Here is a 26,151-nt window from a genome sequence, read left to right as displayed (position 1 = left end):
TTCCTATATGGAAACCAGGCTGCCAAGCCGATGCTTTGTATGGAGACATCCATGAACAAGACCGTGCCCGAACTGGCCAATCGCTGGCTCAGGCGAAACCCGGAGAATTTGAGCGAACTTGAGAGGCGGGTGCTGCAGAGTACCGTCGACCGCAAGCCCATATCGCAGGACATCAACGACAATCTCGCCGGGCTTCAGGGCGCGGGCGACCGTATCGCCGATGCCATTGCGCGCGTCGGCGGTTCGTGGACGTTCATCCTGTCCTTCATCGCCTTCCTCATCCTCTGGATCGGCGCCAATTGGTGGCTGCTGGGGCGAGATTCGTTCGACCCCTACCCTTTCATCTTCCTCAACCTCGTGCTCTCGATGATCGCCGCCTTGCAGGCGCCGGTGATCATGATGTCGCAGAACCGCCAGGCGGCGCGCGACCGCATCGACGCCGCTCACGACTACGAGGTCAACCTCAAGGCCGAGATCGAGATCATGGCGCTGCACGAAAAGCTGGACGAGCTGCGCCACAGCCAGATCATCGGCATGCGCGACGAGATCGCGCAGATAGCCGAACAGTTGAAGCGGATCGACGAACGGCTCAACCCCCAGACCCAACCCTCATGACGCAGGCTATCCATCATTTCATCGAACAGTATGGACTGCTTGCCGTCTTTGTCGGTTGCCTCGCGGAGGGCGAAAGTGCTGCCATTCTTGGCGGTTTCTTTGCCCACCAGCAGGTCTTTGTGCTGTGGCACGCCGTCCTGGCGGCCGCGCTCGGCGCCTTCGTCGGCGATACTTTCTTCTTCATCCTCGGACGAAGCTTTGCCGACCATCCCTATGTCGTCAGATTTCGCAAACGGCCCGGCTTTCGCCGCGCCTTTCGCCTGCTCAATACCCATCCCGACATTTTCGTGCTGTCCAACCGCTATATCTACGGCATGCGTCTCGTCGGCGGCATTGCGGCCGGGCTTTCCAATATCCCTGCGCCGCGCTTCGTCATCCTCAACGCGCTTTCATCGGCGGTCTGGGCGGTGCTGTTCGGTACGATCGGTTATGTCTTTGGACTTGGCGCAGAGCACTTCATCGGCCAGGCTTTGATGCATCACGAACGGTTGCTGATCGGGCTTGGCATCGGCTTGACCGTGGCCGTTCTGGCATGGCTCGTCGCCCGTCACATCGCCAGGAAGGAACGCGCCAGGGAAGACTGATCGTCAATCCACGCCGAGCGCCTGATCCCCCCGATCGAGGATCAGCGGGATGATCAGGTCTTCCTCGTCGGCAAGATGCCTTGTCAGCATGGCGATCAGCCGGCCGTTTTCGTCGGCATAGGCGTCGGCGGCAAAGCGCTGCCTGTCTTCGCTCTCCTGAAGCGTCTTGATGAACGCATTGGCCGCTTCGGCATTGCGCTCCAGCCCTTCATGGATGGTGTGATGGTCGGCATCGAGGATCTCGAAGCCGCGCTTCAAACGGGGCTCGGCCCCGGCGAAGACCGGGAAATATTGATAATCCTCGACATTGTGGTGACCGTCGAGGTTGCCTAGAAAATGGTTGAGGCGCGGCGCAAACCAGCGCGCGAAATCTGGCGCCGTCAGCCGTCCCTCACGGTAGTCGCCAATGCCGTTGGCCAGCATGCCGCCAAGTTCGCGGAACATGTCGTGCCGCTGCAGCCACATATTGGCGATGCCATGGATGTTGGCATGGCCCTGCCAGCTTTCACGCGGGTATTTTTCGACGAGCCAGCGCAGATCGTCTGGCAGGCCAGCTCGCTCAAGAAGCAGAAAATTGGCGGCCCCGGCCATGACAGTCTCCTTTGGTGACTGGCATATAGGCATCGAAAGGCTAGATCGGTAGTCCCGTAATCCGCTCGATAATGGCGATGCCCCAGACGCCGGCGACGATGAGCACCGAAATCAGCACCGCCAGCGAACCGCAATCCTTGGCCAGCTGGATATCGACATTGAACTCGCGGCTGAAAGCGTCGCATGCCGCCTCGATGCCGGTGTTAAGCACCTCGACCATGATCAAGAGCAGCACCGCGCCGATCAGCAAGGCATAACCGCGCCACGAGATCGAAACGAACCAGCCGAGCGGTAGTGCCAGCGCAAGCAGCATCAGTTCCTGCTGGAAAGCCTTTTCGCTGGCGGCCAGCTTGCGAAACGCCCGCACCGAATTGAAATAAGCGTCGATCAGCCGCTGCATGCCAAACCCCTTTGCGAATCACCGGCACGGGATAATGCAATGGCTGGCCAGATCAATGGAATAAGGTGACTTGTCCAAGATTCATTCAGCAACCGGTATGGACGGTGTCGACTTTTCAAACTGCGGCAGCCCGTCGTCGATCGAATAATAGTCGCCCTTGTCACCGACGAAGATATGGCATTCCCCCTCGAGGCTTGTCGGCTTGTCGAACGATCCCGCCATGACTGAAACGTAGTCCTGGTCTCGCGGCTTCCAGAACAGCACCGACCCGCATGCCTTGCAGAACCCACGCCTGGCGAAGGTGGAGGCTTCGTACCAGGTGATACTTTCCACGCCTTCGATCACGATGTCGGCGTTGGCAACATTGGTCGCGGCATAGAAATGTCCGCTCTGCTTACGGCATTGCGAGCAATGACAATAGACGACGCCGCGCAGCGCTCCGTTCGTTCTGAAGCGGACAGCTCCGCACAGACACGATCCCTGGTGACCATCACTCACGTCGATCCTCCTTGAAGAAAAGTGCCTGGCATCGCCTTCAGGATTCCAGCTTTGCGGCGCACGCACGCAAGCAAATGCGACATGTACTGGCGTGGAGAATCCGAAATTCGGTTTCATTTTCAAGAGCGCGATGCGCGAATCGCGACTTCAAGCCTCCGCACCGGCGTTGTTTCCAACTGTTGGACGCGCGGATTAGAGCTCTTACAGCCCGCAGACAGAGAAAACCCGTTGAACCCCTGTCAGTTAAGGAAACTTTAGCGACAGCGCATTTATGGTCATCCGCAAGCGAAGGCCGTGGGTGGGGACGCATCCCTTCGCAAGTTGTTCCGAAGCGTCGGTCGCATTCCCCAGGGCTCGACGACAAAGGGAATCCGCGATTCCGCGGAACATCCGAGGGGAAGAACCAAGATGCAGCCGGCAGCTGTCCCGACCGAACGAAGCACCGACATGGCAGCCACTGTTGTCGCGACAATGCGCCAGTTGGGCGTGCTCGGCCTGCCGCGCAATTACGAGATCTTCTATGAGGCCCTGAGCGGCACCAATCGCGAACTCAGCCTGGCCGTCGTTTCGCTGAGCAGCCGGCCGACACAGGATGAACTGGATCAGATCGGGCGCACTTTCTTTGCCCACAACCATGGTCCTGGCATCGTCGAGCATGCCCGAGACGTCATTGCCAGGGAGCTCGAGGAGGTTGCTTCACTGCTGCGGAGCGAGCGCAGCCACATCGAGAAATACGGCAGGATCCTCGATGAGACATCGAGCGGCCTTAGCGGCCGCAGCCTTCTCTCTCAGGATCTTTTGCACAAGATCGCCAACGCCATGGCGGCTGCCACCAATTCGACGATCGATCACGGCCGGCAGGTGGCCTCGACGCTCAGCGACAAGACGGCCGAACTCGAGAGCGTCAAGTCGAAGCTCGAGGAGTACAAGCGGCTGGCCGACACCGATCCCTTGACCCATATCTGGAATCGCCGCGCCTTCGACAAGGAAATCACCAGGATCTACAACAGCAACAGGGGTATCCTGTTCAACGCCCTGGTCCTTGCCGACATCGACCGCTTCAAGGACATCAACGACCGCTATGGCCACCCGGTCGGCGACAAGATCATCCAGAGCATCGCCGATATCTTCCAGACCAGTATTCGCGGCGACATGTTCGTCGCCCGCACCGGCGGCGAGGAGTTCGCGCTGATCATCGAGGGCGCCAGCGAGGACGCCACCTATGACGTTGCGGAGCGCATTCGCGCCCTGATCGAGCAGACGCCGTTCACCAGCAGCCAGACCAGCACGAATTACGGCACCGTCACCGTTTCGATGGGTATCTGCATGGCGTCCGAAGCCGAAGGACCCGAAGATCTCTACACCAAGGCCGACCGGGCGCTCTATCGCTCCAAGGTCAGCGGCCGCAACCGGGTCACCAAGCACTCGACGATGGCAGGCCGGGCCGGCAAGAGCTGGCTGCTCTACAAGAAGGACTGACAGTTTCCGGCTCTTGCCTCCCCGCCTGCTGGCTCGTGCAGGGAACACTAGACTAGCGCAGACCTAAAAGGCGCCCGATTTCTCGGACGCCTTTTCATGGATCCTATTTGGGCTGCGAAAATCAGCCGTTGACCGCCTGCTTGTGCTGTACCGGGTGGCTCTTCTTCAACAGATCCGAGACCAGGAAGGCCAATTCGATCGCCTGGTCGGCATTGAGGCGCGGGTCGCAATGCGTGTGGTAGCGGTCCTGCAGCTCCTCGGCCGTGATGGCGCGCGCGCCACCGGTGCATTCGGTGACGTTCTTGCCCGTCATTTCGACATGGATGCCGCCCGGATGCGTGCCTTCGGCGCGGTGCACCTCGAAGAAGGTTTGCACCTCCTTCAGGATGCGATCGAACGGCCGCGTCTTGTAGCCGGCGGCCTCGATCGTGTTGCCGTGCATCGGGTCCGACGACCACACCACGCTGCGGCCTTCCTTCTGCACCGCGCGCACCAGCTTCGGCAGATGGTCGGCGACCTTGTCGGAGCCGAAGCGCGCGATCAGCGTCAGCCGGCCCGGCTCGTTTTCGGGGTTGAGCAGGTCGATCAGCTCCAGCAACCCGTCAGGCGTCAGCGACGGACCGCATTTCAGCCCCAGCGGGTTCTTGATCCCACGGCAATATTCGACATGCGCATGGTCGGGCTGGCGGGTGCGGTCGCCGATCCAGATCATGTGGCCCGAGGTGGCGTACCAGTCGCCGGAGGTCGAATCGACACGGGTCAGCGCCTCCTCGTAGCCGAGCAGCAGCGCCTCGTGGCTGGTGTAGAAATCGGTCTCGCGCAGCGCGTAGTTGGTTTCCGAAGTGATACCGACGGCCTTCATGAAGTCCATCGTCTCGGTGATGCGGTTGGCGAGCGACTCGTATTTCTCGCCCTGCGGGCTGTCGGACACGAAGCCGAGCATCCAGCGGTGCACATTCTCCAGGCTGGCATAGCCGCCTTGCGCGAAGGCGCGCAGAAGGTTGAGCGTCGCCGCCGACTGGCGGTACGCCATCTCCTGGCGGGCAGGATCCGGAATGCGCGACTTCGGGTCGAATTCGATGCCGTTGATGATGTCGCCGCGGTAGCTGGGCAGCGTCACCTCGCCCTTGGTCTCGTTGTCGGATGAGCGCGGCTTGGCAAACTGGCCGGCAACGCGGCCGACCTTCACCACCGGCTGCGCGCCGGCGAAGGTCAGCACCACCGACATCTGCAGGAAGACGCGGAAGAAGTCGCGGATGTTGTCCGCGCCATGCTCGGCAAAACTCTCGGCGCAATCGCCGCCCTGGAGGAGGAATGCATCACCGGCAGCGACAGAAGCGAGCTGCTTCTTCAGCTTGCGCGCCTCGCCGGCAAAAACCAGCGGCGGAAAGGTGGCGAGCTGGGCTTCCGTGTTCTTCAGCGCGGCAAGGTCCGGATAGGCAGGAACCTGCTTGATCGGCATTGCTCTCCACGAATTCGGCGACCATTTCGTCATCGCTGCACCCAACGCTCTTTCCAGCGGCCTATACTCCGCCATTCCCACCCCTAATGGGGATCGCGGCTCCATACACGAAGCCGATTTCCTATTCTAGACCGGAATTCAAGCGCTGGCGAATGTGCCGGCTGCTCTAGGCAGCCTTCTCCACCAGCCGCGCCAACTGCGTCATGACGACCGCCGAGCCCGCCAGCCGCTTCTCGGCCGTTGGCCAGTCGCGCACGAACACGACACTATGGTCCGGCCGGATCTTGGCCAAGGACCCCTGCTCGCCGATGAACCGGACCAGCCCGACCGGGTTGGAGAATTCGCGCTTGCGGAAATGGATGACGACACCCTTCGGCCCGGCGTCGAGTTTTTCGACATTGGCCTTGCGGCAGAGCGCCTTGATGAAGACGATCTTGAGCAGATGCTTGACCTCCTCCGGCAGCGGGCCGAAGCGGTCGATCAGCTCGGCTCCGAAAGCATCGATTTCCTCGGTGTTTTCGAGATCGCCGAGACGGCGATAGAGCGCCAGCCTGAGCTGCAAGTCGGGCACATAGCTCTCCGGGATCATCACCGCCGTGCCGACCGCGATCTGCGGCGACCAGCCGCCATCCTGCACTTCGCCGGAATCCTTCACCTCGGCGACGGCTTCCTCCAGCATCTGCTGATAAAGCTCGAAGCCGACCTCCTTGATGTGGCCGGACTGTTCTTCACCGAGAAGATTGCCGGCGCCCCGGATATCGAGGTCGTGGCTGGCCAGTTGGAAGCCGGCGCCCAGGGTATCGAGCGATTGCAGCACCTTCAGCCGGCGCTCGGCGGTGTCGGTGAGCTTGCGGTTGGCCGGCAGCGTGAACAACGCATAGGCGCGCACCTTCGAACGGCCGACCCGCCCGCGCAACTGGTAAAGCTGCGACAGGCCGAACATGTCGGCGCGGTGGATGATCAGCGTGTTGGCGGTCGGGATATCGAGACCCGATTCCACAATTGTGGTCGACAAAAGCACATCGTACTGGCCGTCGTAGAAGGCATTCATGATGTCGTCGAGTTCGCCCGGCGGCATCTGGCCATGGGCCACCGCCACCTTCAGTTCAGGAACGGATTCTCTCAGGAAATCATGGATTTCCGCCAGATCGCTGATGCGCGGAACGACGTAGAAAGAGTGCCCGCCGCGATAGCGCTCGCGCAGCAGCGTCTCGCGAATGACCAGCGGATCGAATGGCGAGATGAAGGTGCGCACCGCCATGCGGTCGACCGGCGGCGTGGCGATCAGCGACAGCTCGCGCACCCCGGTCAACGCCAGTTGCAGCGTGCGCGGGATAGGCGTCGCCGACAGCGTCAGCACGTGCACGTCGGTCTTCAGATCCTTCAGCCGCTCCTTGTGCTTGACGCCAAAGTGCTGCTCCTCATCGATGATCAGCAGGCCAAGGTTCTTGAACGAGATTGCGGAACCGAGCAGCGCATGCGTGCCGATGACGATGTCGACCTGGCCCTCGGCGATGCCTTTCTTGGTTTCGGCCAGTTCCTTGGCGCCGACCAGCCGCGAGGCCTGGCCCACACGGATCGGCAGGCCGGAAAAGCGCTGCGAAAACGTCTTGAAATGCTGGCGCGACAACAATGTCGTCGGCACCACAACCGCCACCTGAAAACCCTCCATCGCCGCGATGAAGGCGGCGCGCAGTGCCACTTCCGTCTTGCCGAAGCCGACATCACCGCAAATCAGCCGGTCCATCGGCTTGCCGGCAGCAAGATCGTCGCGCACCGAATCGATGGCCGTCTGCTGGTCGTCGGTCTCTTCATAAGGGAAGCGGGCGGCGAACTCGCCATAGAGGCCTTCTGCCGGCACCAGTGGCGGTGCGGAGCGCATCTGCCGCTCAGCGGCGATGCGGATCAATTGACCGGCCATGTCGAGCAGGCGTTTCTTCAGCCGCGCCTTGCGCGACTGCCAGGCACCGCCGCCAAGCTTGTCCAGCGTCGCCTCGGCCGTGTCAGAACCGTAGCGCGACAGAAGCTCGATGTTTTCCACCGGCAGGAACAGCCGGTCGTCGCCGGCATAGTGGATTTCCAGGCAGTCATGCGGTGCGCCGACCACTTCGATGGTGCGCAGGCCAATGAAACGGCCAATGCCGTGGTCGGCATGGACAACAATGTCGCCGGCCGACAGCGCCGAGGCCTCGGCAATGAAATCCGAGGGACGCTTCTTGCGCTTCGAGCGCCGGATCAGCCGGTCGCCGAGAATGTCCTGTTCGGCGACGACGACCAGTTTTTCGGTCTCGAAGCCCGATTCGAGCGGCAGGACGGCCAAGGCCGCCTGCCCCGGTTCGAGCTTTTCGGCTTCCGCCAGCGTCGCCACCTGCTTGAGGTTGCCGAGATGGTGTTCGGCAAGGATCTGGCCAAGCCGGTCCAGCGAGCCTTCGGTCCAGCCGGCAATGACGATCCGGCGGCGCGCCGCGCGCTCGTCGGCGATGTGCTTGACGACGACATCGAACACATTGGCGTGCGGATCGGCGCGCTCCTCTACGAAGCTGCGGCCGTGGCGCGAACCGGCGTGATAGACTTTCTTGGCGCCGACGTCGGGCGCGTCGAATGGCGTGAAATCGATCGCTTCGCGCGGTCCAAGCGAGGCGATCAGGTTTTCCGGTGAGAGATAGAGCAGGTCCGGCGGCACCGGCTTGTAGGGCACCGCATCCTTCAGCGCGCCGTCGGCCTGCTTCCTGCGCGCCTCGTAGTGGTCGAGGATCAGCGTGTGGCGCTCGGCCAGCGCCTCATGCGCCAGATGGTCGAAGATGACAGGCGTGTCAGGCAGATAGTCGAACACCGTCTCCAGCCGTTCGTAAAAGAACGGCAGCCAGTGCTCCATGCCGGCGAAGCGACGCCCTTCGCTGACCGCCGCATAGAGCCCATCGTCGCGCTGTGGCGCGCCAAAAGCTTCGATGTAGGAGCGGCGGAAGCGGCTGATGGTTTCAGGCGTCAGCGCCACTTCGCTCATCGCTTGCAGCGCCATCGACTTGCGCTGGCCGGTGGTGCGCTGGGTGGCGGCGTCGAACACACGGATCGATTCCAGCGTGTCGCCGAAGAAATCGAGCCTGAGCGCTTCGGTCCAGCCGGGGGCGTATAGGTCGAGAATGCCGCCGCGCACCGCGAACTCGCCGATGCCGCGCACCGTCGGCACGCGCTCGAAACCGGATGTTTCCAGCCGCGACACCAGCACGTTCATGTTGATCTGGTTGCCGGGCCTGGCATGAAAAGTCTGTGCCTCGACCAACTCGGACGGCGGAATGCGCTGCAACAATGCATTGGCGGTGGTGAGGATGACGGCGCGGTGCGGCTTCTTCGCCAGCGCGATCATGGCGGTCAGCGCATCGAGGCGCTTGGCGGCGGCATCCGAGCCGGGCGAGACGCGGTCGTAGGGCAGACAGTCCCAGGCCGGCAGTTCCAGCACGGGCAGGCCTGGGGCCGCGAAGGACAGCGCCTCGATGATCGCCGGCAGCCGCTGGCCGTCGCGTGCCACGAACAGAACCGGCTTCTCGGGCGCGATCTCGAGTGCCGCCTGCACCAGCGCAAAGGCTTCGTAGCCGTCGGCGACGCCGTCGACGATGAACTGGCCGGCGCGGCCTTTCGGCAGACCGATGGTGGGAATGAGGCTCATGAAATCACGGTCTTGTTTTATCGCAACTCCGAACGGAAAACCGCTTCGCACTTTTCCTGGAATTGCTTGTGTTCAGAAAGTCATGGTTCGGCGGGACGCCAGGATCTTTTGCAGGACGGCGCAGTCGATATCCGCCGTCACCGGGCGTTCGCCAGTGATCAGCGGCAGGAATTCGGTGTCGGGAATGTCGAGAAGCCTCTCATATTGGTCGATTTCCTCGTTGGTCAAGGTACCGATCTCAGCGTCGGCGAAAGTGCCGAGGATCAGGTCCATCTCGCGCATGCCGCGATGCCAGGAGCGAAACAGAAGCTTGCGGCGGTGGGCGTCCAGCCCCTCGCTTGATCTCGTCGTTCCGGTCATTGTGCCGCATCCTTGCTTGCTGCGGCGCATATAGCGTGGATAGAAGGGGCTGTCAGCCTTGCGCTGCCGCCGTCGCAACATAAGCTGACATCATGCGCCCGACCATCCTCGATCCCTTGTTTGTCCCGATCACGTCGCTTGCCGGCGTCGGACCGAAAGTCGGCGCGCTGATCGAAAAGGTTGTCCCGGCCGATCTCGGCGATCGCGCGGCGCGTGCCGGCGATCTTCTGTTCGTGCTGCCGCATACCGTCATCGACCGGCGCAGCCGGCCTGGTATCGCTGGCTCGGCGGAAGGCCAGATCGTCACGCTCGACGTGCGCATCGACCGCCACCAGCCGCCGCCGCGCGGCAACAAGTCGGTGCCCTACCGCGTCTACGCCCACGACGACACCGGCGAGATCGCGCTGACCTTCTTCCATGCTCACGCTTCCTATCTCGAAAAGGCGATGCCCGAGGGCGAGCATGTCGTGGTCTCCGGTCGCATGGAATGGTTCAACGGCCGCCCGAGCATGGTCCACCCCGACCATATTGCGCTGGCCAGCGAGGCGGAAAACCTGCCGCTGGTAGAACCGGTCTACCCCCTGACAGCCGGGCTGTCGGGCAAGGTGCTGCGCCGGGCGATCGGCCAGGCGCTGGCGCGTGTGCCTGAATTTCCCGAATGGCAGGACGGCGCCTTCATACGCCGGCACACCTTTGCTGCCTTTGGCGATGCGCTCGCCCGCATCCACAATCCGGCCGACCCGATCGACGTCTCTGTCGATGGCGCCGCGTGGCGGCGGCTCGCCTATGACGAGTTGCTGGCGGGACAGGTCTCGCTGGCGCTGGTGCGGGCGAAAGTCCGCCGCCTGTCCGGGCGCCCCTTGGTCGGCGACGGCCGCATCGTCGAAAAACTGCGGGCCGCACTGCCCTATTCGCTGACATCAAGCCAGGAGTTTGCGCTGGCCGAAATCAATGCCGACCTCGCCGACCCAGAGCGCATGCTTCGGCTTCTGCAGGGCGATGTCGGTTCCGGCAAGACCGTCGTCGCGCTGCTGGCCATGGCGCGGGCTGTCGAGGCCGGCGGCCAGGCAGCTTTGATGGCGCCGACCGAAATCCTGGCGCGCCAGCATCTGGCGACCATCACGCCCCTTGCCGCCGAGGTTGGGCTGCGCATCGCCATTCTCACCGGCCGCGAGAAAGGCCGCGAGCGCGCTGATACGCTGGCCGGTCTGGCAAGCGGCGAGATCGACATCATCGTCGGCACCCATGCGCTGTTCCAGGAGACTGTCATCTTCCACGACCTGGTCTTTGCCGTGATCGACGAGCAGCACCGTTTCGGCGTCCATCAACGGCTTGCCATCACCGCCAAGGGCGATGCACCAGACATGCTGGTGATGACGGCCACTCCGATCCCGCGCACGCTGGTGCTGACCGCTTTCGGCGACATGGACGTGTCGAAACTGACGGAAAAACCGGCCGGCCGGCAACCGATCCGTACCGTTACGCTGCCGCTCGAGCGGCTCGACGAACTGGTCGACCGCATGGTGGACGCCGTCGCCACCGGCCAGAAGATCTACTGGATCTGTCCGCTGGTCGAGGAATCCGAAGAAATCAAGCTGATGTCGGCCGAAGACCGCTTCGCCTCGCTGAAACCATTGTTCGGTGATCGCATGGGTCTCGTTCACGGCCGCATGAAGGGTGCCGAGAAGGACGAGGCGATGCGCGCCTTCAAGCAGGGCGAGACACTCATCCTGATCGCCACCACCGTCATCGAGGTCGGCGTTGACGTGCCGGACGCCACCGTCATGGTCATCGAGCACGCCGAACGCTTTGGCCTCGCCCAGTTGCACCAGCTGCGCGGTCGGGTCGGGCGCGGCGACAAGCCCTCTTCCTGCGTGCTGCTCTACAAGGACCCGCTCGGCGAGACCGCAAAACGCCGGCTGTCGGTGATGCGCGAGACCGAGGACGGGTTCCTGATTGCTGAAGAGGATTTGAAGCTGCGCGGCGAAGGCGAACTTCTGGGCACCCGCCAGTCGGGCACGCCGGGTTTCCAGGTGGCGCGCATCGAAGCGCATGCCGATCTTCTGGAGGCCGCCCGCGACGATGCCAGGCTGATCCTGTCACGCGATCCGGAGCTGCAATCAGACCGAGGCGAGGCGTTGCGCCTGTTGCTCTATTTGTTCGGCCGCGACGAGGCCGTGCGGCTCTTGCGCGCCGGCTGAGCCAGGGCGGCAACCGACGGGTTGGCCAGCACTCCCTCGATCGGCTCGCCATTCACGACAACCATTTGCTTGACCTCGGGCGCCACCAGCCCGGCGGACACGATCAGCTTGGCGCCATCCTCGATCGTCATGTCGAGCAGGACGATGTCCGACTTCGGCACATACATCAGAAAGCCGGTGGTCGGGTTTGGCGTGCAAGGCATGAATACGGCGATCAGCGGATCGCCTTCCTGGTCGAGCTTCTGGTTGATCTCGGTTTCCTTTTCACTGGCGACGAACACCAGCGACCACACGCCCTTGCGCGGATATTCGACCAGCCCGACCTGGCGGAACATGTCGCCCTTGTTCGACAGCACGGTCTCGAAAATCTGTTTCAGCGAGCCGTAGATGCCGCGCACCAGCGGCATGCGGCCAAGCAGGCGCTCGCCGAAATTGACGATCGCGCGGCCGACGATGTTTGCCGTCAGGAAGCCAATCAGCGTGATCAGGATGAGCGCCACGATCAGTCCGAACCCCGGCACCGGAAACGACAGGTAGGTGTCCGGGCTGTAGCGGGCCGGAATATAGGGTTTCACCCAGGAATCGACCCAGCCGATGAACGACCAGGCGATGTAGGCGGTGATCGCCAGCGGCGCGCAGACGATGAAGCCTGTGAGGAAATAGTTCCTCAGCCGGGTCATGCCGGAGGTCTTGGGAGCGTCGGACATGGTTCACCGGAGGCCGCTATTGCGACGCAACATTAGTGAACCGCCGTGCAGTTTGGAACTGCGAAGTTTTTAAAGAGCCGATTATGCCGCCACTTCCACCCGAGCAATCCAAACGGAAGCAGCGTACGTTCGCGATTGGCCGAAACATCGTTCCCCTCGTCATGTATGGGCGAGCAAGGAGCGAAGCGACGCCGCGCAGACCCGAGGATGACGAAAGGATGAAACCTACTCCACGGTCACCGATTTCGCCAGATTGCGCGGCTGGTCGACGTCGGTGCCCATGAACACGGCGGTGAAATAGGCCAGCATCTGGATCGGCAGCGCGTAGATGATCGGCGAGATGATTTCCGGGACGTCCGGCAGCACGATCGTCTCCATCGTCTTGACGCTCGTCAGTGCCGCCCCCTTGCTGTCGGTGATCAGGATAATCTTGCCGCCGCGCGCCGCCACTTCCTGCATGTTCGACACGGTTTTTTCGAAAATGCGGTCGTGCGGCGCGATGACGATGACCGGCATGTTCTCGTCGATCAGTGCGATCGGGCCGTGCTTCAGCTCGCCCGCCGCATAGCCTTCGGCATGGATGTAGGAGATTTCCTTGAGTTTCAGCGCGCCTTCCATAGCCAATGGGAAATTGGTGTCGCGGCCGAGGTAGAGCACATCCTTGTAACGCGAGAGTTCGCGCGCGATCCGTTCGATCTGCTCTTCGAGCTTGAGCACCTGGTTGGCATAGCGCGGCGCTTCCGAAAGCGCGCGCACCAGGGCCTTCTCTTGTTCTTTCGAGATCGTACCCCGCGCCACGCCAGCCCGCACGGCCAGCGAAGCCAAGACGGATAGCTGGCAGGTGAACGCCTTGGTGGAGGCGACGCCGATTTCCGGCCCGGCGAGCGTCGGCAGCACGACATCGGATTCCCGCGCCATGGTCGATTCGCGCACATTGACGATCGCGCCGATCTTCATGCCGGCCTTGCGGCAATAACGCAGCGAGGCCAGCGTGTCGGCGGTCTCACCGGACTGCGAAATGAAGAACGCCGCGTCGTTCTTCGACAATGGCATTTCGCGGTAACGGAATTCGGAGGCGACATCGATGTCGACGGGCAGGCGCGCGTAGCGCTCGAACCAGTATTTGCCGATCAGGCCGGCAAGATAGGCGGTGCCGCAGGCCGAGATCGCCAGCCGGCCAATCTTGGCGAAATCGAAGGGCAGATCCAGCGGCTTGGAGACGCCGCCGACAAAATCGAGATAATTCGCCAAGGTATGCGAGATCACCTCGGGCTGCTCATGGATCTCCTTCTCCATGAAATGGCGCCGGTTGCCCTTGTCGACCATGAAGCTGGTCGAGAGCGACTGCTGACGCTTGCGCTGGACCTTTTTGCCGTCGATATCGAAGATGGTGACACCGTCGCGGCGCACCACCGCCCAGTCGCCATCTTCGAGATAGGTGATGGAATTGGTGAAGGGGGCGAGCGCGATGGCGTCTGAACCCAGAAACATCTCGCCATCGCCATGGCCGACTGCCAGCGGCGGACCATTGCGGGCGCCGACGATCAGGTCCTCGTCACCCCTGAACATGATCGCCAGCGCGAAGGCGCCTTCGAGCCGCTTCAGCGCCTGGTGCGCGGCCTCGACCGGCTTCAGTCCTTTGGCCAGTTCGCGCGCCACCAGATGCGCGACGACTTCGGTGTCGGTCTGCGATGAGAAAGAATAGCCGTCGCGGACCAACTCGTCGCGCAGTTCGGCGAAATTCTCGATGATGCCGTTGTGGACGATGGCGACGCCGTCGGAAAAATGCGGATGCGCATTGGTCTCGTTGGGCACGCCATGCGTCGCCCAGCGCGTGTGGCCGATGCCGATCGTGCCGGCGAGCGGCTCGTTTTTCAGCAAGCGTTCGAGGTTGACCAGCTTGCCTTCAGCGCGGCGGCGGCCAAGCTCACCATGCTCGATGGTGGCGACGCCAGCCGAGTCATAGCCGCGATATTCAAGCCGCTTCAGCGCATCGACGATGAGCGGCGCAACCTGCGAGTGGCCAACGATTCCAACGATACCGCACATGCAGAGAGCCCCCGATTCCCCGGAAAACCAGCGCTATTTAGGGATGGCCGGCTGCCGTGGAAAATCACATTGCATTTCGTCCCGTATAACGGAACGCTCATTCTGTCGATGCACCATGACAGGCAGCGCTTGCAATCCGGTTACAGCAATTGTTCGATTTTTTGCGGACCGGTTTTACTTCTTCTTCGCAGCCGCCGCCGAGGCAAAGCGCTCGCGCAATTCCTTGCCCTTGCCGGGAATCGTCTTTTGGCGGGCGCGGCCGAAGGCCAGCGCGTCGTCGGGCACGCTTTCGGTGATCACGCTGCCCGAGGCGATGTAGCCGCCTTTTCCGATGGTGACAGGCGCCACCAGCGACGAATTCGAGCCGATGAAGGCGCCCTCGCCGATGTCGGTGAAGAATTTCGAATAGCCGTCATAATTGCAGGTGATGGTGCCGGCGCCGATGTTGGCCCCGGCGCCGACACGGGCATCGCCGATATAGGTCAGGTGGTTGACCTTGGCGCCCTCCTCGATAACAGCCTGCTTGACCTCGCAGAAATTGCCCACCTTGGCCTTGTACCGGAGATCAGCGCCCGGCCGCAGCCGCGCGTACGGCCCGACATCGCAATTGGACGCAATGGTGGCGCCTTCGATATGGCTGAAAGCATGGATCTTGGCGCCGGTGGCGATCTTCACCCCTGGGCCAAACCAGACATTCGGTTCGACGATCGTGTCGGTACCGATCTCGGTGTCGTGCGAGAAGTACACGGTCTCCGGCGCAATCAGCGTCACGCCCGACAGCATCGCCTCGTGCCGCCGGCGCTGTTGCCAGATGCCCTCAGCCTGCGCCAGTTCGGCGCGGTTGTTGATGCCAAGCGCGCTTTCGAAGCTGGCTTCGGTGGCGACGACATCGAGGCCTCGCGCGCCGGCGATCTCGACGATGTCGGTGAGGTAATACTCGCCCTTGGCATTCTTGTTGCCGACCGCGTCGAGCAGCTTCAGCGCGTGGGCGCCGGCAACCGCCATCATGCCGGCATTGCAGAAGGTTATTTTCCTCTCCTCCTCGGAGCAGTCCTTCTCCTCGCGGATGGCAATCAGCTTGCCGTCCTTTTCGATCAGCCGGCCATAACCTGTCGGACTGGGCGGGCGGAACCCGATCACAACGACGGCAGCACCCTCCGCCAGTTTCAGCCGCGCCACCGTGAGCGCATCCGCGTCGATCAGCGGTGTGTCGCCGAACATCACCAGGATATCATCATAACCCTTTGATATCGCATCGCGCGCGGCCAACACGGCATGTGCGGTGCCAAGGCGCTTTTCCTGCACGAAGGTCTCAGCCTTCGGAGCGAACTTTGCCGCAGCCTTGCGCATCTCGTCCGCGCCATGGCCAATCACCAGCGCCTGGCTGCCGGCGCCGGCGGCTTCGGCTGCCTTCACCACATGGGCGACCATCGGCAGCCCAGCAATCTGGTGCAGCACCTTCGGCAGCACGCTCTTCATGCGCGTGCCTTCGCCGGCGGCGAGAATGACGGACAGGCAGGATCTCTGGCTCATGGAAGGACAACCATATGAAAAGGGATCGGGAATCGGAGATAGGTAGCATCTGGCGCCATGCTGCACCAATGAGGTTAAATTCCAGTGAGATGGTGGAGCAGCTGACTCTTAATCAGCGGGTCCGCAGTTCAATCCTGCGCCTCTCCCGCCGCCGTCAACGCTACCCCAACCGCCCCAACACCGGGAAATTCTCCAGCAGCCAGTAGGAAACGGTCTGCACGCCACCGGTGAGGAAAAACACACCGGCAACGACTAGCAAAGCGCCGATCGCCTTTTCGACGCGGCCGAGATGGACGCGGAATTTGCCGAGGAAGCGCATGAAGGCGCCGGAAAACAGCGCGGCGATCAGGAACGGTATGCCGAGGCCTAGCGAATAGGCGGCAAGCAGCAACGCGCCCTCGCCGACCGTCTCACGGCCGCCGGCCAGCGTCAGGATCGGCCCCAGCACCGGGCCGATGCACGGCGTCCAGCCGAAGGCGAAAGCCAGCCCCATGACATAGGCGGCAACGGCACTTGCCGGCTTGCCCTGCGACTGGAAGCGCGCCTCCCGCGACAATAGCGGGATGCGCAGGATTCCGAGGAAATTCAGACCCATCAGGATGATCAGCACGCCGGCGCCCATCGCCAGCGGCTCCTGCCAGACACGCAGCAACCGACCGATGGTCGAGGCGCCGGCGCCAAGCGCGACAAAGACGGTGGAGAAGCCAAGCACGAAGGCGATCGAGGAATAGAGCAGCGCGCCACGCGCGCCTTCACGCGCTGTCGCACCCGCATTGCCGCGGAAATCGTCGACCGAGACGCCGGCCATATAGCAGAGATAGGGCGGCACCAGCGGCAGCACGCAAGGCGACAGGAACGAGATCGCCCCTGCTCCGACCGCGCTGACATAACCGATGTCCAATGCCATTTCCAAGAACTCCAATGCCGTGACGCCGATATAGCGACGCGCAGCCTTGTCCACCAATCACCATTGTGTTGGCAAGATCATCCATTGCCCGACGCACTTGCCAGGAAGAAACGACAGCCCGCATGCGTTGACGCTGTGAGGCCGCGATTTCCCGCGCGTCTCCAGACATCAGTCAGGGAGATTTTCCATGAAAACCATAACCGCAGGGTTGGCAGCGCTTCTGCTCAGCACCGCCGCATCCTTCGCCGCCGACGCGTGGAAGGAAGCCGAGGTCAATGGCACCAAGATCTACACCGACGCCAATGGCATGACGCTTTACACCTATGACAAGGACGAGAAGGGCAAGACGAATTGCTACGACAAATGCGCCACCAACTGGCCGCCGCTGAAGGCCGAAGCCGGCGCCAAGGCGGATGATGAATGGACCGTTGTCGACCGCACCGACGGCACCAAGATGTGGGCCTATGACGGCAAGCCGGTTTACACCTTCATAAAGGACAAGAAGCCCGGCGACGTGACCGGCGACGGCGTCGGCGAGGTCTGGCATATCGTCAAGGCCGACTAAGCACGCCAATCCCGCCTGCTGGCGGGACAAGGGCTGGTCGCCGGGCATCTCCATGCACCCGGCGGCCGGCATCGAACAGCCCGGTTATAATGTCGCCCGTACCGGTTTGGGCAGCATTTCACCGACTCGGCGGAAAAATGAATCCGGTCGTTTCCGCTGACTCGCGGCCACGGTCTCCCCCTTTCCCAAATTCTGTGATTTTCTCCATACACTCTAAGAGTGTATTGCTTCGGGCCGGCCCGCAATTTGGGCGCTTCCCCTTGACCGGATGCAAAAGCGCGGCCATGTGAGCGACAAATAGAACGAGATTTCGTCGCGCGCAGCGGAATTCTTCTGCCGCACCACAGCTGATATGAGACCTCATGGACGTCGTCGTCGTCGAATCGCCGGCCAAGGCGAAGACAATCAACAAATACCTCGGCAAGAACTACAAGGTTCTGGCCTCGTTCGGCCATATCAGGGATTTGCCGGCCAAGGATGGCTCGGTGCGTCCGGATGAGGATTTCGCCATGTCCTGGGCGGTCGACACCGCCTCTGGCAAGCGCCTCGCCGACATCGCCAAGGCGGTCAAGGACGCCGATGGCCTGATCCTCGCCACCGATCCGGATCGCGAAGGCGAAGCGATTTCCTGGCATGTGCTGGAAGTGCTGAAGCAGAAGCGCGCGCTGAAGGACAAGCCGGTCAGCCGCGTCGTCTTCAACGCCATCACCAAATCGTCGGTGCTGGAGGCGATGGCCAATCCGCGCCAGATCGATGCGCCACTGGTCGATGCCTATCTGGCTCGCCGGGCGCTGGATTATCTCGTCGGCTTCACGCTGTCGCCGGTGCTGTGGCGCAAGCTGCCGGGCGCCCGCTCGGCCGGCCGCGTCCAGTCGGTAGCGCTGCGCCTGGTCTGCGACCGGGAATCCGAGATCGAGCGCTTCATCCGCGAGGAATACTGGCAGATTGCTGCCCTGCTGGGCACGCCGCGCAACGAGAATTTCGAAGCGCGGCTGACCGCCTTCGATCGCAAGAAGCTGCAAAAGCTCGACATTTCCAACAAGGCGCAGGCCGACGACATCAAGTCGATGCTTGAAGGCGCTACCTTCAAGGCGGTGTCGGTGGAAGCCAAGCCGACCAAGCGCAATCCCGGCCCGCCCTTCACCACCTCGACCCTGCAGCAGGCCGCCTCGTCAGGTCTCGGCTTCTCGGCCAGCCGCACCATGCAGGTGGCGCAGCGCCTCTATGAAGGCATGGAGATCGGCGGCGAGACCACCGGTCTGATCACCTATATGCGAACCGACGGCGTGCAGATGGCACCTGAGGCGATCGACGCCGCACGCGATGCCATTGCCAAGGAATTCGGTCCGAAATACCTGCCGGAAAAGCCGCGCCAATATACAGCCAAAGCCAAGAACGCCCAGGAAGCGCACGAAGCGATCCGCCCGACGGATTTCATGCGCACCCCGGCATCGGTCAGGCAATATCTCGATTCCGACCAGATGCGGCTTTATGAGCTGATCTGGAAGCGCGCCATCGCCAGCCAGATGCAGTCCGCCGAGATCGAGCGCACCACCGCCGAGATCGAGGCGGTCAACGGATCGCGCACCGCCGAGCTTCGCGCCGTCGGTTCGGTCGTTCGGTTCGACGGCTTCATCGCCGCCTACACCGACCAGAAGGATGACGATTCGGAAGACGAGGAAAATCGCCGTCTGCCCGAGATCCGCGCCGGCGAGCAACTTGCCCGTCAGGCGATCAACGCTACCCAGCACACCACCGAGCCGCCACCGCGTTATTCGGAAGCTTCGCTGATCAAGAAGCTGGAAGAACTCGGCATCGGGCGGCCTTCCACCTATACGGCGATCCTGAAGACGCTCGAAGACCGCGACTATGTCACCATCGACAAGCGCCGACTGGTGCCGCAGGCCAAGGGCCGCTTGCTGTCGGCCTTCCTCGAAAGCTTCTTCAAGCGCTATGTCGAGTACGACTTCACGGCATCTCTGGAAGAGAAGCTCGACGAGATTTCCGACGGCAAGCTCGCCTGGAAGGAAGTGCTGCGCGATTTCTGGAAGGATTTTTCCGGCGCCGTCGCCGACATCAAGGAGCTGCGCGTCACGGATGTGCTAGACGCGCTCAATGAGGAACTGGCGCCGCTGGTGTTTCCCGCGCGCGAAGACGGTTCGAACCCGCGCATTTGCCCGAAATGCGGCACCGGCAATCTGTCGCTGAAGCTCGGGAAATTCGGCGCCTTTGTCGGCTGCTCCAACTATCCCGAATGCTCCTTCACCCGCCAACTCGGCGACGCCGCCAACCCCAATGGCGAGAATGGCGGCGGCGAAGACGGCACCAAGGTGATCGGCAAGGACCCCTACACGTCAGAGGAAATCACGCTGCGCAGCGGCCGCTTCGGCCCCTATCTGCAGCGTGGCGACGGCAAGGAGGCCAAGCGCTCCAGCCTGCCCAAGGGCTGGACGGCAGAGTCGATCGACCACGAGAAGGCGCTGGCGCTGCTGTCATTGCCGCGCGATGTCGGCCAGCATCCGGAAACGGCCAAGATGATCTCGGCCGGGCTCGGCCGCTACGGTCCGTTCGTTCTGCATGACGGCACCTACGCCAATCTCGAAAGCATCGAGGACGTGTTCTCGATCGGCCTCAACCGCGCCGTGTCGGTGATCGCCGAGAAGCAATTGAAGGGCAAGGGCGGCCGCAATGGCGGCACGGCCGCTGCGCTCAAGGAGCTTGGCGACCATCCCGATGGCGGCGGCAAGATCGTCGTGCGCGACGGCAAATACGGGCCATACGTGAATTTCGGCAAGGTCAACGCCACCCTGCCCAAGGGCAAGGATCCGCAGTCGGTGACCCTCGAGGACGCGCTGGCGCTGATTGCCGAGAAAGAAGCCAAGGGCGGCGGCGGCAAGAAGCCGTTCCGCAAGGCGGCCGCGGCCAAGGCCCCGGCAACCAAGAAAGTGGCGGCCAAGAAAACGGCAGCCAAGAAGCCGGCAGCGAAGAAAAAAGGGTAGGACGACGTGGCGCGCAAGATCACCGGTAGAACCCACGGCGATCCGCGCACCGCCGACACCAGGGCCAAGGTCAAGGACGACTACCGGCCATCGCGTGACGAAATCCTGCGCTACATCGCCGAAAATCCCGATCGCGCGGGAAAACGTGACATCGCCAAGGCGTTCGCGCTGCGGGGCGACGACCGCATCTGGCTGAAGGACATTTTGCGCGACCTGCAGGACGAAGGCGTCCTGACCAAGGAACGCAAGCAACTGGCCCGCGTCGGCGCCCTGCCCCATGTCGCCGTGCTCGACATCTTCGGCCGTGACGGCGATGGCATTTTGCTGGCGCACCCGGCCGAGGCCGTGGGCACGGGCGAGCCGCCCGTCGTGTCGATCCGCGTATCGCGTGGCGGCAGCGGCCCGGCGCCCGGCATCGGCGACCGCGTGCTGGCCAAGACCTTTCCGACCAACGAAGCGACCGGCCCCGCCTACACCGGGCGGGTGATGAAGATCTTCGAGAAGCGCACCGATGCCGTGCTCGGTGTCTTTCGCATCCTGCAGGACGGCACCTTCCGCATCGAACCGGTGGAACGGCGTCAGCCCGAACTGATCGTCGACAAGGAATTCCAGAACGGCGCCAGGAACGGCGACCTGGTCGAGGTCGAGCCCGCACGGGCCTCTCGCTATGGGCTGCCGAGAGCCAAGGTGCTCAACGTACTGGGTTCGCTGACCAGCGAAAAGGCGGTCTCGATGATCGCCATCCACGCGCATGACATTCCGCATATCTTCCCGGCCGACGTCATCGCCGAATCCGAAGCCGTCAAACCGGCGACGCTTGATCATCGCGAGGACTGGCGCGACCTGCCGCTGGTCACCATCGATCCGGCCGACGCCAAGGACCATGACGATGCCGTCTTCGCCACACCGGATCTCGACGAAAAGAACCCAGGCGGCGTGGTCGCCACGGTGGCGATCGCCGATGTCGCCGCCTATGTGCGCTATGGCACGGCGCTCGATCGCGAAGCGCTGAAGCGCGGCAATTCGGTCTATTTCCCCGATCGCGTGGTACCGATGCTGCCCGAGCGCATCTCCAACGATCTCTGCTCGCTGCGTGAGGGCCAGGACCGGCCGGCGCTCGCCGTGCGCATGGTTTTTTCGGCAGAGGGCCGCAAGCTCAGGCACTCCTTCCATCGCGTCATGATGAAGTCGGCGGCAAAGCTCGCCTACAGCCAGGCTCAGGCGGCGATCGACGGCGTGCCGGACGACAAGACCGGTCCGATCCTCGATACGGTGCTTAAGCCGCTGTGGGACGCCTATGCGATCCTCAAGCGTGGCCGCGATGGCCGCCAGCCGCTCGAACTCGATCTGCCAGAGCGCAAGATCGTACTCAAGCCGGACGGCACCGTCGATCGCGTCATCGTGCCGGAGCGGCTCGATGCCCACAAGCTCATCGAAGAATTTATGATCCAGGCCAATGTCGCGGCGGCCGAGACGCTCGAAGCGAAGAAACAGGAACTGGTCTATCGCGTCCATGACGCGCCATCGCTGGCCAAGCAGGAATCGCTGCGCGAGTTCCTGCAGACATTGGGCCTGTCACTTGCGCGCGGCGCGCAGATGCAGCCAAGCCAGTTCAACGGCATTTTGGAGCGCGTGCGCGGCGCCGACAATGAAGGCCTGGTCAACGAAGTGGTTCTGCGCTCGCAGAGCCAAGCCGAATACTCGCCAAAGAACATCGGCCATTTCGGTCTCAACCTCCGCCGCTACGCCCATTTCACCTCGCCGATCCGCCGCTATGCCGATTTGATCGTGCATCGCGGACTTATTGCCGCACTCGGACTGGGTCCGGGCGGGCTGACGCAGGACGAAGCGGCCCGGCTCGAAGATGTCGCCGTGCTGATCTCCGGCACGGAACGCCGCGCAATGGCGGCCGAGCGGGACACGGTCGACCGTCTGATCGCCAGCTATCTCGCCGAACGCGTCGACGACCGGTTCGATGCCCGGATCTCCGGCGTCACCAAATCAGGACTATTTGTCCAATTGCCGCAGTACGGCGCGGATGGTTTCATCCCGGTGTCAACTCTGGGCGGCGATTACTATATATACGACGAAACGGCCCGCTCCCTGTTCGGAGAACGCTCGGGCAAAGGCTATCAACTCGCGGATCGCGTCGAGGTCCGACTCATCGAGGTGGCGCCGATGGCCGGCGCGATGCGCTTCGAGATGTTGACCGACCCGAAGCCTTTGCCGGGCTCCAAGCGGTCGTTTCACAAGGCCAAGGGCCGCGCCCGCGCGTCGCAAACGCGACCGGGTCCGCGCGGCAGGAGACGATGATGACAACAGTCACGGAAGAACAGGTTTTCGGCGGAGAACATCACTCGGGCCGGGCTGCCCGCCCGCTGTGGACGGCGATGAAGCGCGGCCTGCTCGGCCGTTGCCCGAATTGCGGCGAAGGCAAGCTGTTTCGCGCCTTCACCAAGACCGTCGACACATGCAGCGTCTGCGGTGAGGAACTGCATCACCACCGCGCCGACGACCTGCCTGCTTATCTCGTCATCGTCATCGTCGGTCACATCGTGCTCGGCGCCTTCATGGGCGTCGAGGCAACCTCCACTCTGTCCACATGGCAGCACATCGCCATCTGGGTGCCGCTGACCATCCTTCTGTCGGTCGCGCTATTGCAGCCGGTCAAGGGCGCCGTCATAGGATTGCAATGGGCCTTCTATATGCACGGCTTCGGCGGCGAACACGACGTGATCGAGCCGCATCCAGGAGCCTGAGCTGCAGCCAAGAATGTGGCCTGGCGCAACATACCCATCGTGAAAGGCCACTTTCGCTTGCCAGAAGTTTCCGCTAGGTCCTGCGCATGGACGGTATGACCAAGGCGGAAGTCGACAAGATCGAACGGAGCATGATCGCTCATAGCGACCGGCCAATTCGCCCGCGCGATGCGGCAACCCTGATCCTGCTCGACCGCAAGGGCGATGATGTGCTGGTTCTGATGGGCCGCCGCCATGCCGGCCACGCCTTCATGCCGGGCAAGTTCGTCTTTCCCGGCGGCCGCACCGATCCGGCCGACAGCCGCATCCCGGTCGCCGCCGCATTGCACCCGGAGCAGGAGGCCCGGCTGATCGCCGGGCCGGGCCGCACAAGCGCCGCACGGGCCCGCGCCATCGCCCTGTCCGCCATCCGCGAGACCTATGAGGAAGCCGGATTGCTGATCGGCCGCAAAGGGGCCTTCGCCACAACCAGGCCCGATTGGCAAGGTTTTGCCGAACACGGCGTGCAACCCTCGCTGGACATGCTGCGCTTCGTCGCGCGCGCCATCACGCCGCCCAATCGGGTGCGCCGCTTCGACACCCGCTTCTTCAGCGCCTGGCGCGACGACGTCGCGGTCGAACTGCCCGGTGGCGGCCCGACCAACGAACTCGAAGAGCTGGTCTGGTTGCCGCTTGCCAAGGCCAGGGAAGCCGACATACCCGACATCACCCGAATGATCCTGGACGAGCTGGAAAAGCTCCTCGCCCATGATCCACTGTTGCGTCCAGGCGGCCCGGTGCCCTTCTACCGGCTTATCCGCAACCGCTTCACCCGCGAACTTCTGTAGAGCAATTCCAGGAATGTGTGACGCGGATTTCCGTCCTGAATTGCGTAAGATCAAAGAGACAGAGTATTCAGCATCCCATGACGGTCGATACCCAACCACAGGGCGACGAACGCGTACACTGGCTGCCGATGGTGGCGGCGATCTCGTCGATCAGCGTCGTCGGCATCGCCATCGGCCTCGGCATGCCGCTGCTCAGCGTCATCCTGGAAACGCGCGGCCATTCGGCTTCGATGATCGGCCTCAACACCGCCGTCGCCGGCCTCGCCTCGATCGCCGGTGCGCCGCTGGCGACCCCGCTCGCCATGCGCTTCGGCGTTGCCTGGACAATGATCGCCATGATCGCCGCCGGCGCGCTGGCCTTTGTCGGCTTTCATTTCGCACCCGATTTCTGGATGTGGTTCCCACTGCGCATCGTCCTGCACATTGCGCTGACGGTGCTGTTCATCCTGTCTGAATTCTGGATCAGCACCTCGGCGCCGCCGCACCGGCGCGGCCTTGTGCTGGGCATTTACGCCACTGTCCTGTCGCTCGGCTTTGCCGCCGGACCGTGGCTGTTCGCCCATCTCGGCAGTTCCGGCTTCAGGCCGTTCGGCGTCATCATCGCTCTGGTGACGCTGGCCGCCATACCGGTGCTGGCGGCGCGCAACGAGAGCCCGACGATCGCCTCCGACGGCGAGACCAGCAATTTCCTGCGCTACATCTGGCTGGTGCCGTCGGCGACCGCTGCCGTGCTGGTGTTCGGCGCGGTGGAAACCGGTGGCTTTGCGCTGTTCCCGATCTACGGCAGCCGCATCGGCTATTCCGAAGCCGACGCAGCCCTTCTCCTGACCATGATCGGTCTTGGCAACGTGCTGCTGCAGATCCCGATCGGCATGATCAGCGACCGCGTCAGCGACCGCCGCTACCTGCTGATTGCCTGCGCGACGGTCGGTCTTGTCGGCACCGTCTTCATGCCCTTCTTCGCCCAGAACTGGCATTTGATGGCCGCGCTTCTGTTCGTCTGGGGCGGCGTCGTCGCTGCCATGTACACGATCGGCCTTGCCCATCTCGGCTCGCAGCTTTCCGGCCATGAACTGGCGTCGGCCAACGCCGCCTTCGTGCTGTGCTACGGCGTCGGCATGGTGCTCGGCCCGCAGGCGATCGGCATCGGCATGGATGCGTTCGGACCATCCGGCTTCGGCTGGTCGCTCGGCCTGTTCTTCGCCGCCTATATCGCTTTGGTCGCCGTCAGGTTGGTTCGCAAGATCCTGCTGTAGCGCGACCGCGACCGACCATGCATTTGGCACGTCACGGTGACAGGCTGCTGACAGAACCGTGTCAGGAGCACAGGGCTAGAAAGGTGTCCCAAAACACTTGAGGACACTTCCATGATCGACAGCGGCTTTGAAACCACATCGCTACGAATGACACTGCTTCTGCTCGTGACCTTCCAGGCTCCGGCCGCCGACGTCGACCGCATCATGGATGCTGTGGTGGCGATCGCGCCGCTGGCCATGGGCAAATATGACCGCAATGCCTATCAGTCGGCGCACGGCATCGAACGCTACAGGCCGCTTGACGGTGCGGCCGCCGGCGCCGAAACCGAATTGCGGCGGCGGCCCGGCACGGTCGAGGTTTCCTTCGAACTGCCGGACGATCAGGCGCTGGCCGCCCGTGTCGTCGAGGCGATTTTCCAGGCACATTCCTACCAGGAACCGGTGATCCGCATTCAACCGATTCTCGCCAGCCGTTCCAAGGGGCTGGACGACCGCGCCAATCCGAATCGCTGGTGGAACACGACCGGAGACTGGAAGAAGGTTGCGGCATCGGCGACGGAGACCGCATGATTTCCCGTCACCAGCCGGCTCAGGCGGGTCGCACAAGGCCTACCGGGCTGTCGGTAGCTAATCAAGTTGTCCGGTTTTGGTAGCACATGATCTGTCCGCTTCTGATTTAACGTCGAAGCGGTTCA

General features: G+C 62.8%; 21 protein-coding genes. 11 read left to right on the top strand and 10 right to left on the bottom strand.

The annotated features are described in order from the left end of the window. Positions 1–51 precede the first annotated feature (51 nt). Complete coding sequence (locus LB558_RS19900; RefSeq protein ID WP_224699108.1) at positions 52–615, top strand: DUF1003 domain-containing protein; 564 nt, start codon at positions 52–54, stop codon at positions 613–615. Next, the gene (locus LB558_RS19895; RefSeq protein WP_224699107.1) at positions 612–1,199 is read left to right on the top strand and encodes a DedA family protein; all 588 of its coding nucleotides are present in this window, start codon (positions 612–614) and stop codon (positions 1,197–1,199) included. The genes LB558_RS19900 and LB558_RS19895 overlap by 4 nt, the downstream gene beginning before the upstream one ends. A gap of 3 nt (positions 1,200–1,202) precedes the next feature. Here LB558_RS19895 and LB558_RS19890 read toward each other — a convergent pair whose 3' ends face one another. The 3 genes from LB558_RS19890 to LB558_RS19880 form a co-directional block, all read right to left on the bottom strand. Further along, positions 1,203–1,790: a hemerythrin domain-containing protein gene (locus LB558_RS19890; RefSeq protein WP_224699106.1), complete on the bottom strand. Its 588-nt coding sequence runs from the start codon at positions 1,788–1,790 to the stop codon at positions 1,203–1,205. Positions 1,791–1,830: 40 nt separating this feature from the next. Then, positions 1,831–2,190 carry a diacylglycerol kinase gene (locus tag LB558_RS19885; RefSeq protein WP_024503562.1) on the bottom strand — a complete coding sequence of 120 codons (360 nt, stop codon included), beginning with the start codon at positions 2,188–2,190 and terminating at the stop codon, positions 1,831–1,833. Positions 2,191–2,271: 81 nt separating this feature from the next. Further along, positions 2,272–2,688 carry a GFA family protein gene (locus tag LB558_RS19880; RefSeq protein ID WP_127261135.1) on the bottom strand — a complete coding sequence of 139 codons (417 nt, stop codon included), beginning with the start codon at positions 2,686–2,688 and terminating at the stop codon, positions 2,272–2,274. A gap of 408 nt (positions 2,689–3,096) precedes the next feature. On the opposite strand from LB558_RS19880, the gene LB558_RS19875 reads away from it, so the two are divergent. Continuing rightward, on the top strand, positions 3,097–4,167 hold the full coding sequence (locus tag LB558_RS19875) for a GGDEF domain-containing protein (protein WP_224699105.1): 1,071 nt from the start codon (positions 3,097–3,099) through the stop codon (positions 4,165–4,167). Positions 4,168–4,288: 121 nt separating this feature from the next. On the opposite strand, the gene LB558_RS19870 is transcribed toward LB558_RS19875, so the two are convergent. The 3 genes from LB558_RS19870 to LB558_RS19860 all read right to left on the bottom strand — a co-directional run bounded on the left by LB558_RS19870 (position 4,289) and on the right by LB558_RS19860 (position 9,653). Next, a complete protein-coding gene (locus LB558_RS19870) occupies positions 4,289–5,662 on the bottom strand; it encodes a class II 3-deoxy-7-phosphoheptulonate synthase (RefSeq protein ID WP_127261134.1) in 1,374 nt (457 codons plus the stop codon). A gap of 133 nt (positions 5,663–5,795) precedes the next feature. Next, entirely contained in the window at positions 5,796–9,293 is a 3,498-nt protein-coding gene (gene mfd / locus LB558_RS19865; RefSeq protein WP_224699104.1) for a transcription-repair coupling factor, read from the bottom strand. A gap of 72 nt (positions 9,294–9,365) precedes the next feature. Further along, entirely contained in the window at positions 9,366–9,653 is a 288-nt protein-coding gene (locus LB558_RS19860) for a succinate dehydrogenase assembly factor 2 (RefSeq protein WP_224699103.1), read from the bottom strand. A gap of 92 nt (positions 9,654–9,745) precedes the next feature. Between LB558_RS19860 and recG the strand changes: the two genes are divergently transcribed. Next, a complete protein-coding gene (gene recG / locus LB558_RS19855) occupies positions 9,746–11,854 on the top strand; it encodes an ATP-dependent DNA helicase RecG (RefSeq protein WP_224699102.1) in 2,109 nt (702 codons plus the stop codon). Here recG and LB558_RS19850 read toward each other — a convergent pair. From LB558_RS19850 to LB558_RS19835, 4 genes are all read right to left on the bottom strand, one after another. Then, a complete protein-coding gene (locus LB558_RS19850) occupies positions 11,806–12,561 on the bottom strand; it encodes a DUF502 domain-containing protein (RefSeq protein WP_127261095.1) in 756 nt (251 codons plus the stop codon). The genes recG and LB558_RS19850 overlap by 49 nt on opposite strands. Before the next feature lie 225 nt (positions 12,562–12,786). Then, positions 12,787–14,610 carry a glutamine--fructose-6-phosphate transaminase (isomerizing) gene (gene glmS / locus LB558_RS19845; protein ID WP_224699101.1) on the bottom strand — a complete coding sequence of 608 codons (1,824 nt, stop codon included), beginning with the start codon at positions 14,608–14,610 and terminating at the stop codon, positions 12,787–12,789. Positions 14,611–14,784: 174 nt separating this feature from the next. Further along, positions 14,785–16,143, bottom strand: coding sequence for a bifunctional UDP-N-acetylglucosamine diphosphorylase/glucosamine-1-phosphate N-acetyltransferase GlmU (gene glmU / locus LB558_RS19840; RefSeq protein ID WP_224699100.1), 1,359 nt, complete (start codon positions 16,141–16,143; stop codon positions 14,785–14,787). A 160-nt stretch (positions 16,144–16,303) separates the two neighbouring features. Then, complete coding sequence (locus tag LB558_RS19835) at positions 16,304–17,050, bottom strand: cytochrome c biogenesis CcdA family protein (RefSeq protein WP_015317638.1); 747 nt, start codon at positions 17,048–17,050, stop codon at positions 16,304–16,306. 187 nt (positions 17,051–17,237) lie between these two features. Between LB558_RS19835 and LB558_RS19830 the strand changes: the two genes are divergently transcribed. From LB558_RS19830 to LB558_RS19800, 7 genes are all read left to right on the top strand, one after another. Next, the gene (locus LB558_RS19830) at positions 17,238–17,615 is read left to right on the top strand and encodes a hypothetical protein (protein ID WP_128303545.1); all 378 of its coding nucleotides are present in this window, start codon (positions 17,238–17,240) and stop codon (positions 17,613–17,615) included. Positions 17,616–17,977: 362 nt separating this feature from the next. Further along, positions 17,978–20,614, top strand: a complete 2,637-nt coding sequence (topA, locus tag LB558_RS19825; protein WP_224699099.1) for a type I DNA topoisomerase — start codon at positions 17,978–17,980, stop codon at positions 20,612–20,614. Positions 20,615–20,620: 6 nt separating this feature from the next. Then, positions 20,621–22,927: a ribonuclease R gene (rnr, locus tag LB558_RS19820; protein WP_224699098.1), complete on the top strand. Its 2,307-nt coding sequence runs from the start codon at positions 20,621–20,623 to the stop codon at positions 22,925–22,927. Further along, entirely contained in the window at positions 22,927–23,373 is a 447-nt protein-coding gene (locus LB558_RS19815; protein WP_224699097.1) for a DUF983 domain-containing protein, read from the top strand. Before rnr ends, LB558_RS19815 begins: the two co-directional genes overlap by 1 nt. Before the next feature lie 86 nt (positions 23,374–23,459). After that, positions 23,460–24,200, top strand: a complete 741-nt coding sequence (locus tag LB558_RS19810) for an NUDIX hydrolase (RefSeq protein ID WP_224699096.1) — start codon at positions 23,460–23,462, stop codon at positions 24,198–24,200. A 77-nt stretch (positions 24,201–24,277) separates the two neighbouring features. Then, positions 24,278–25,456 (top strand): MFS transporter, encoded by a 1,179-nt coding sequence (locus LB558_RS19805; protein ID WP_224699095.1) that lies wholly within the window; start codon positions 24,278–24,280, stop codon positions 25,454–25,456. A 111-nt stretch (positions 25,457–25,567) separates the two neighbouring features. Next, positions 25,568–26,026, top strand: a complete 459-nt coding sequence (locus LB558_RS19800; protein WP_024503577.1) for a hypothetical protein — start codon at positions 25,568–25,570, stop codon at positions 26,024–26,026. Positions 26,027–26,151: the final 125 nt, after the last annotated feature.

Origin of the sequence: Mesorhizobium sp. CO1-1-8, assembly GCF_020164875.1 — a bacterium.
In the GTDB taxonomy this organism is placed as follows: domain Bacteria; phylum Pseudomonadota; class Alphaproteobacteria; order Rhizobiales; family Rhizobiaceae; genus Mesorhizobium.
This window is presented reverse-complemented; position numbering and strand designations above follow the sequence as displayed.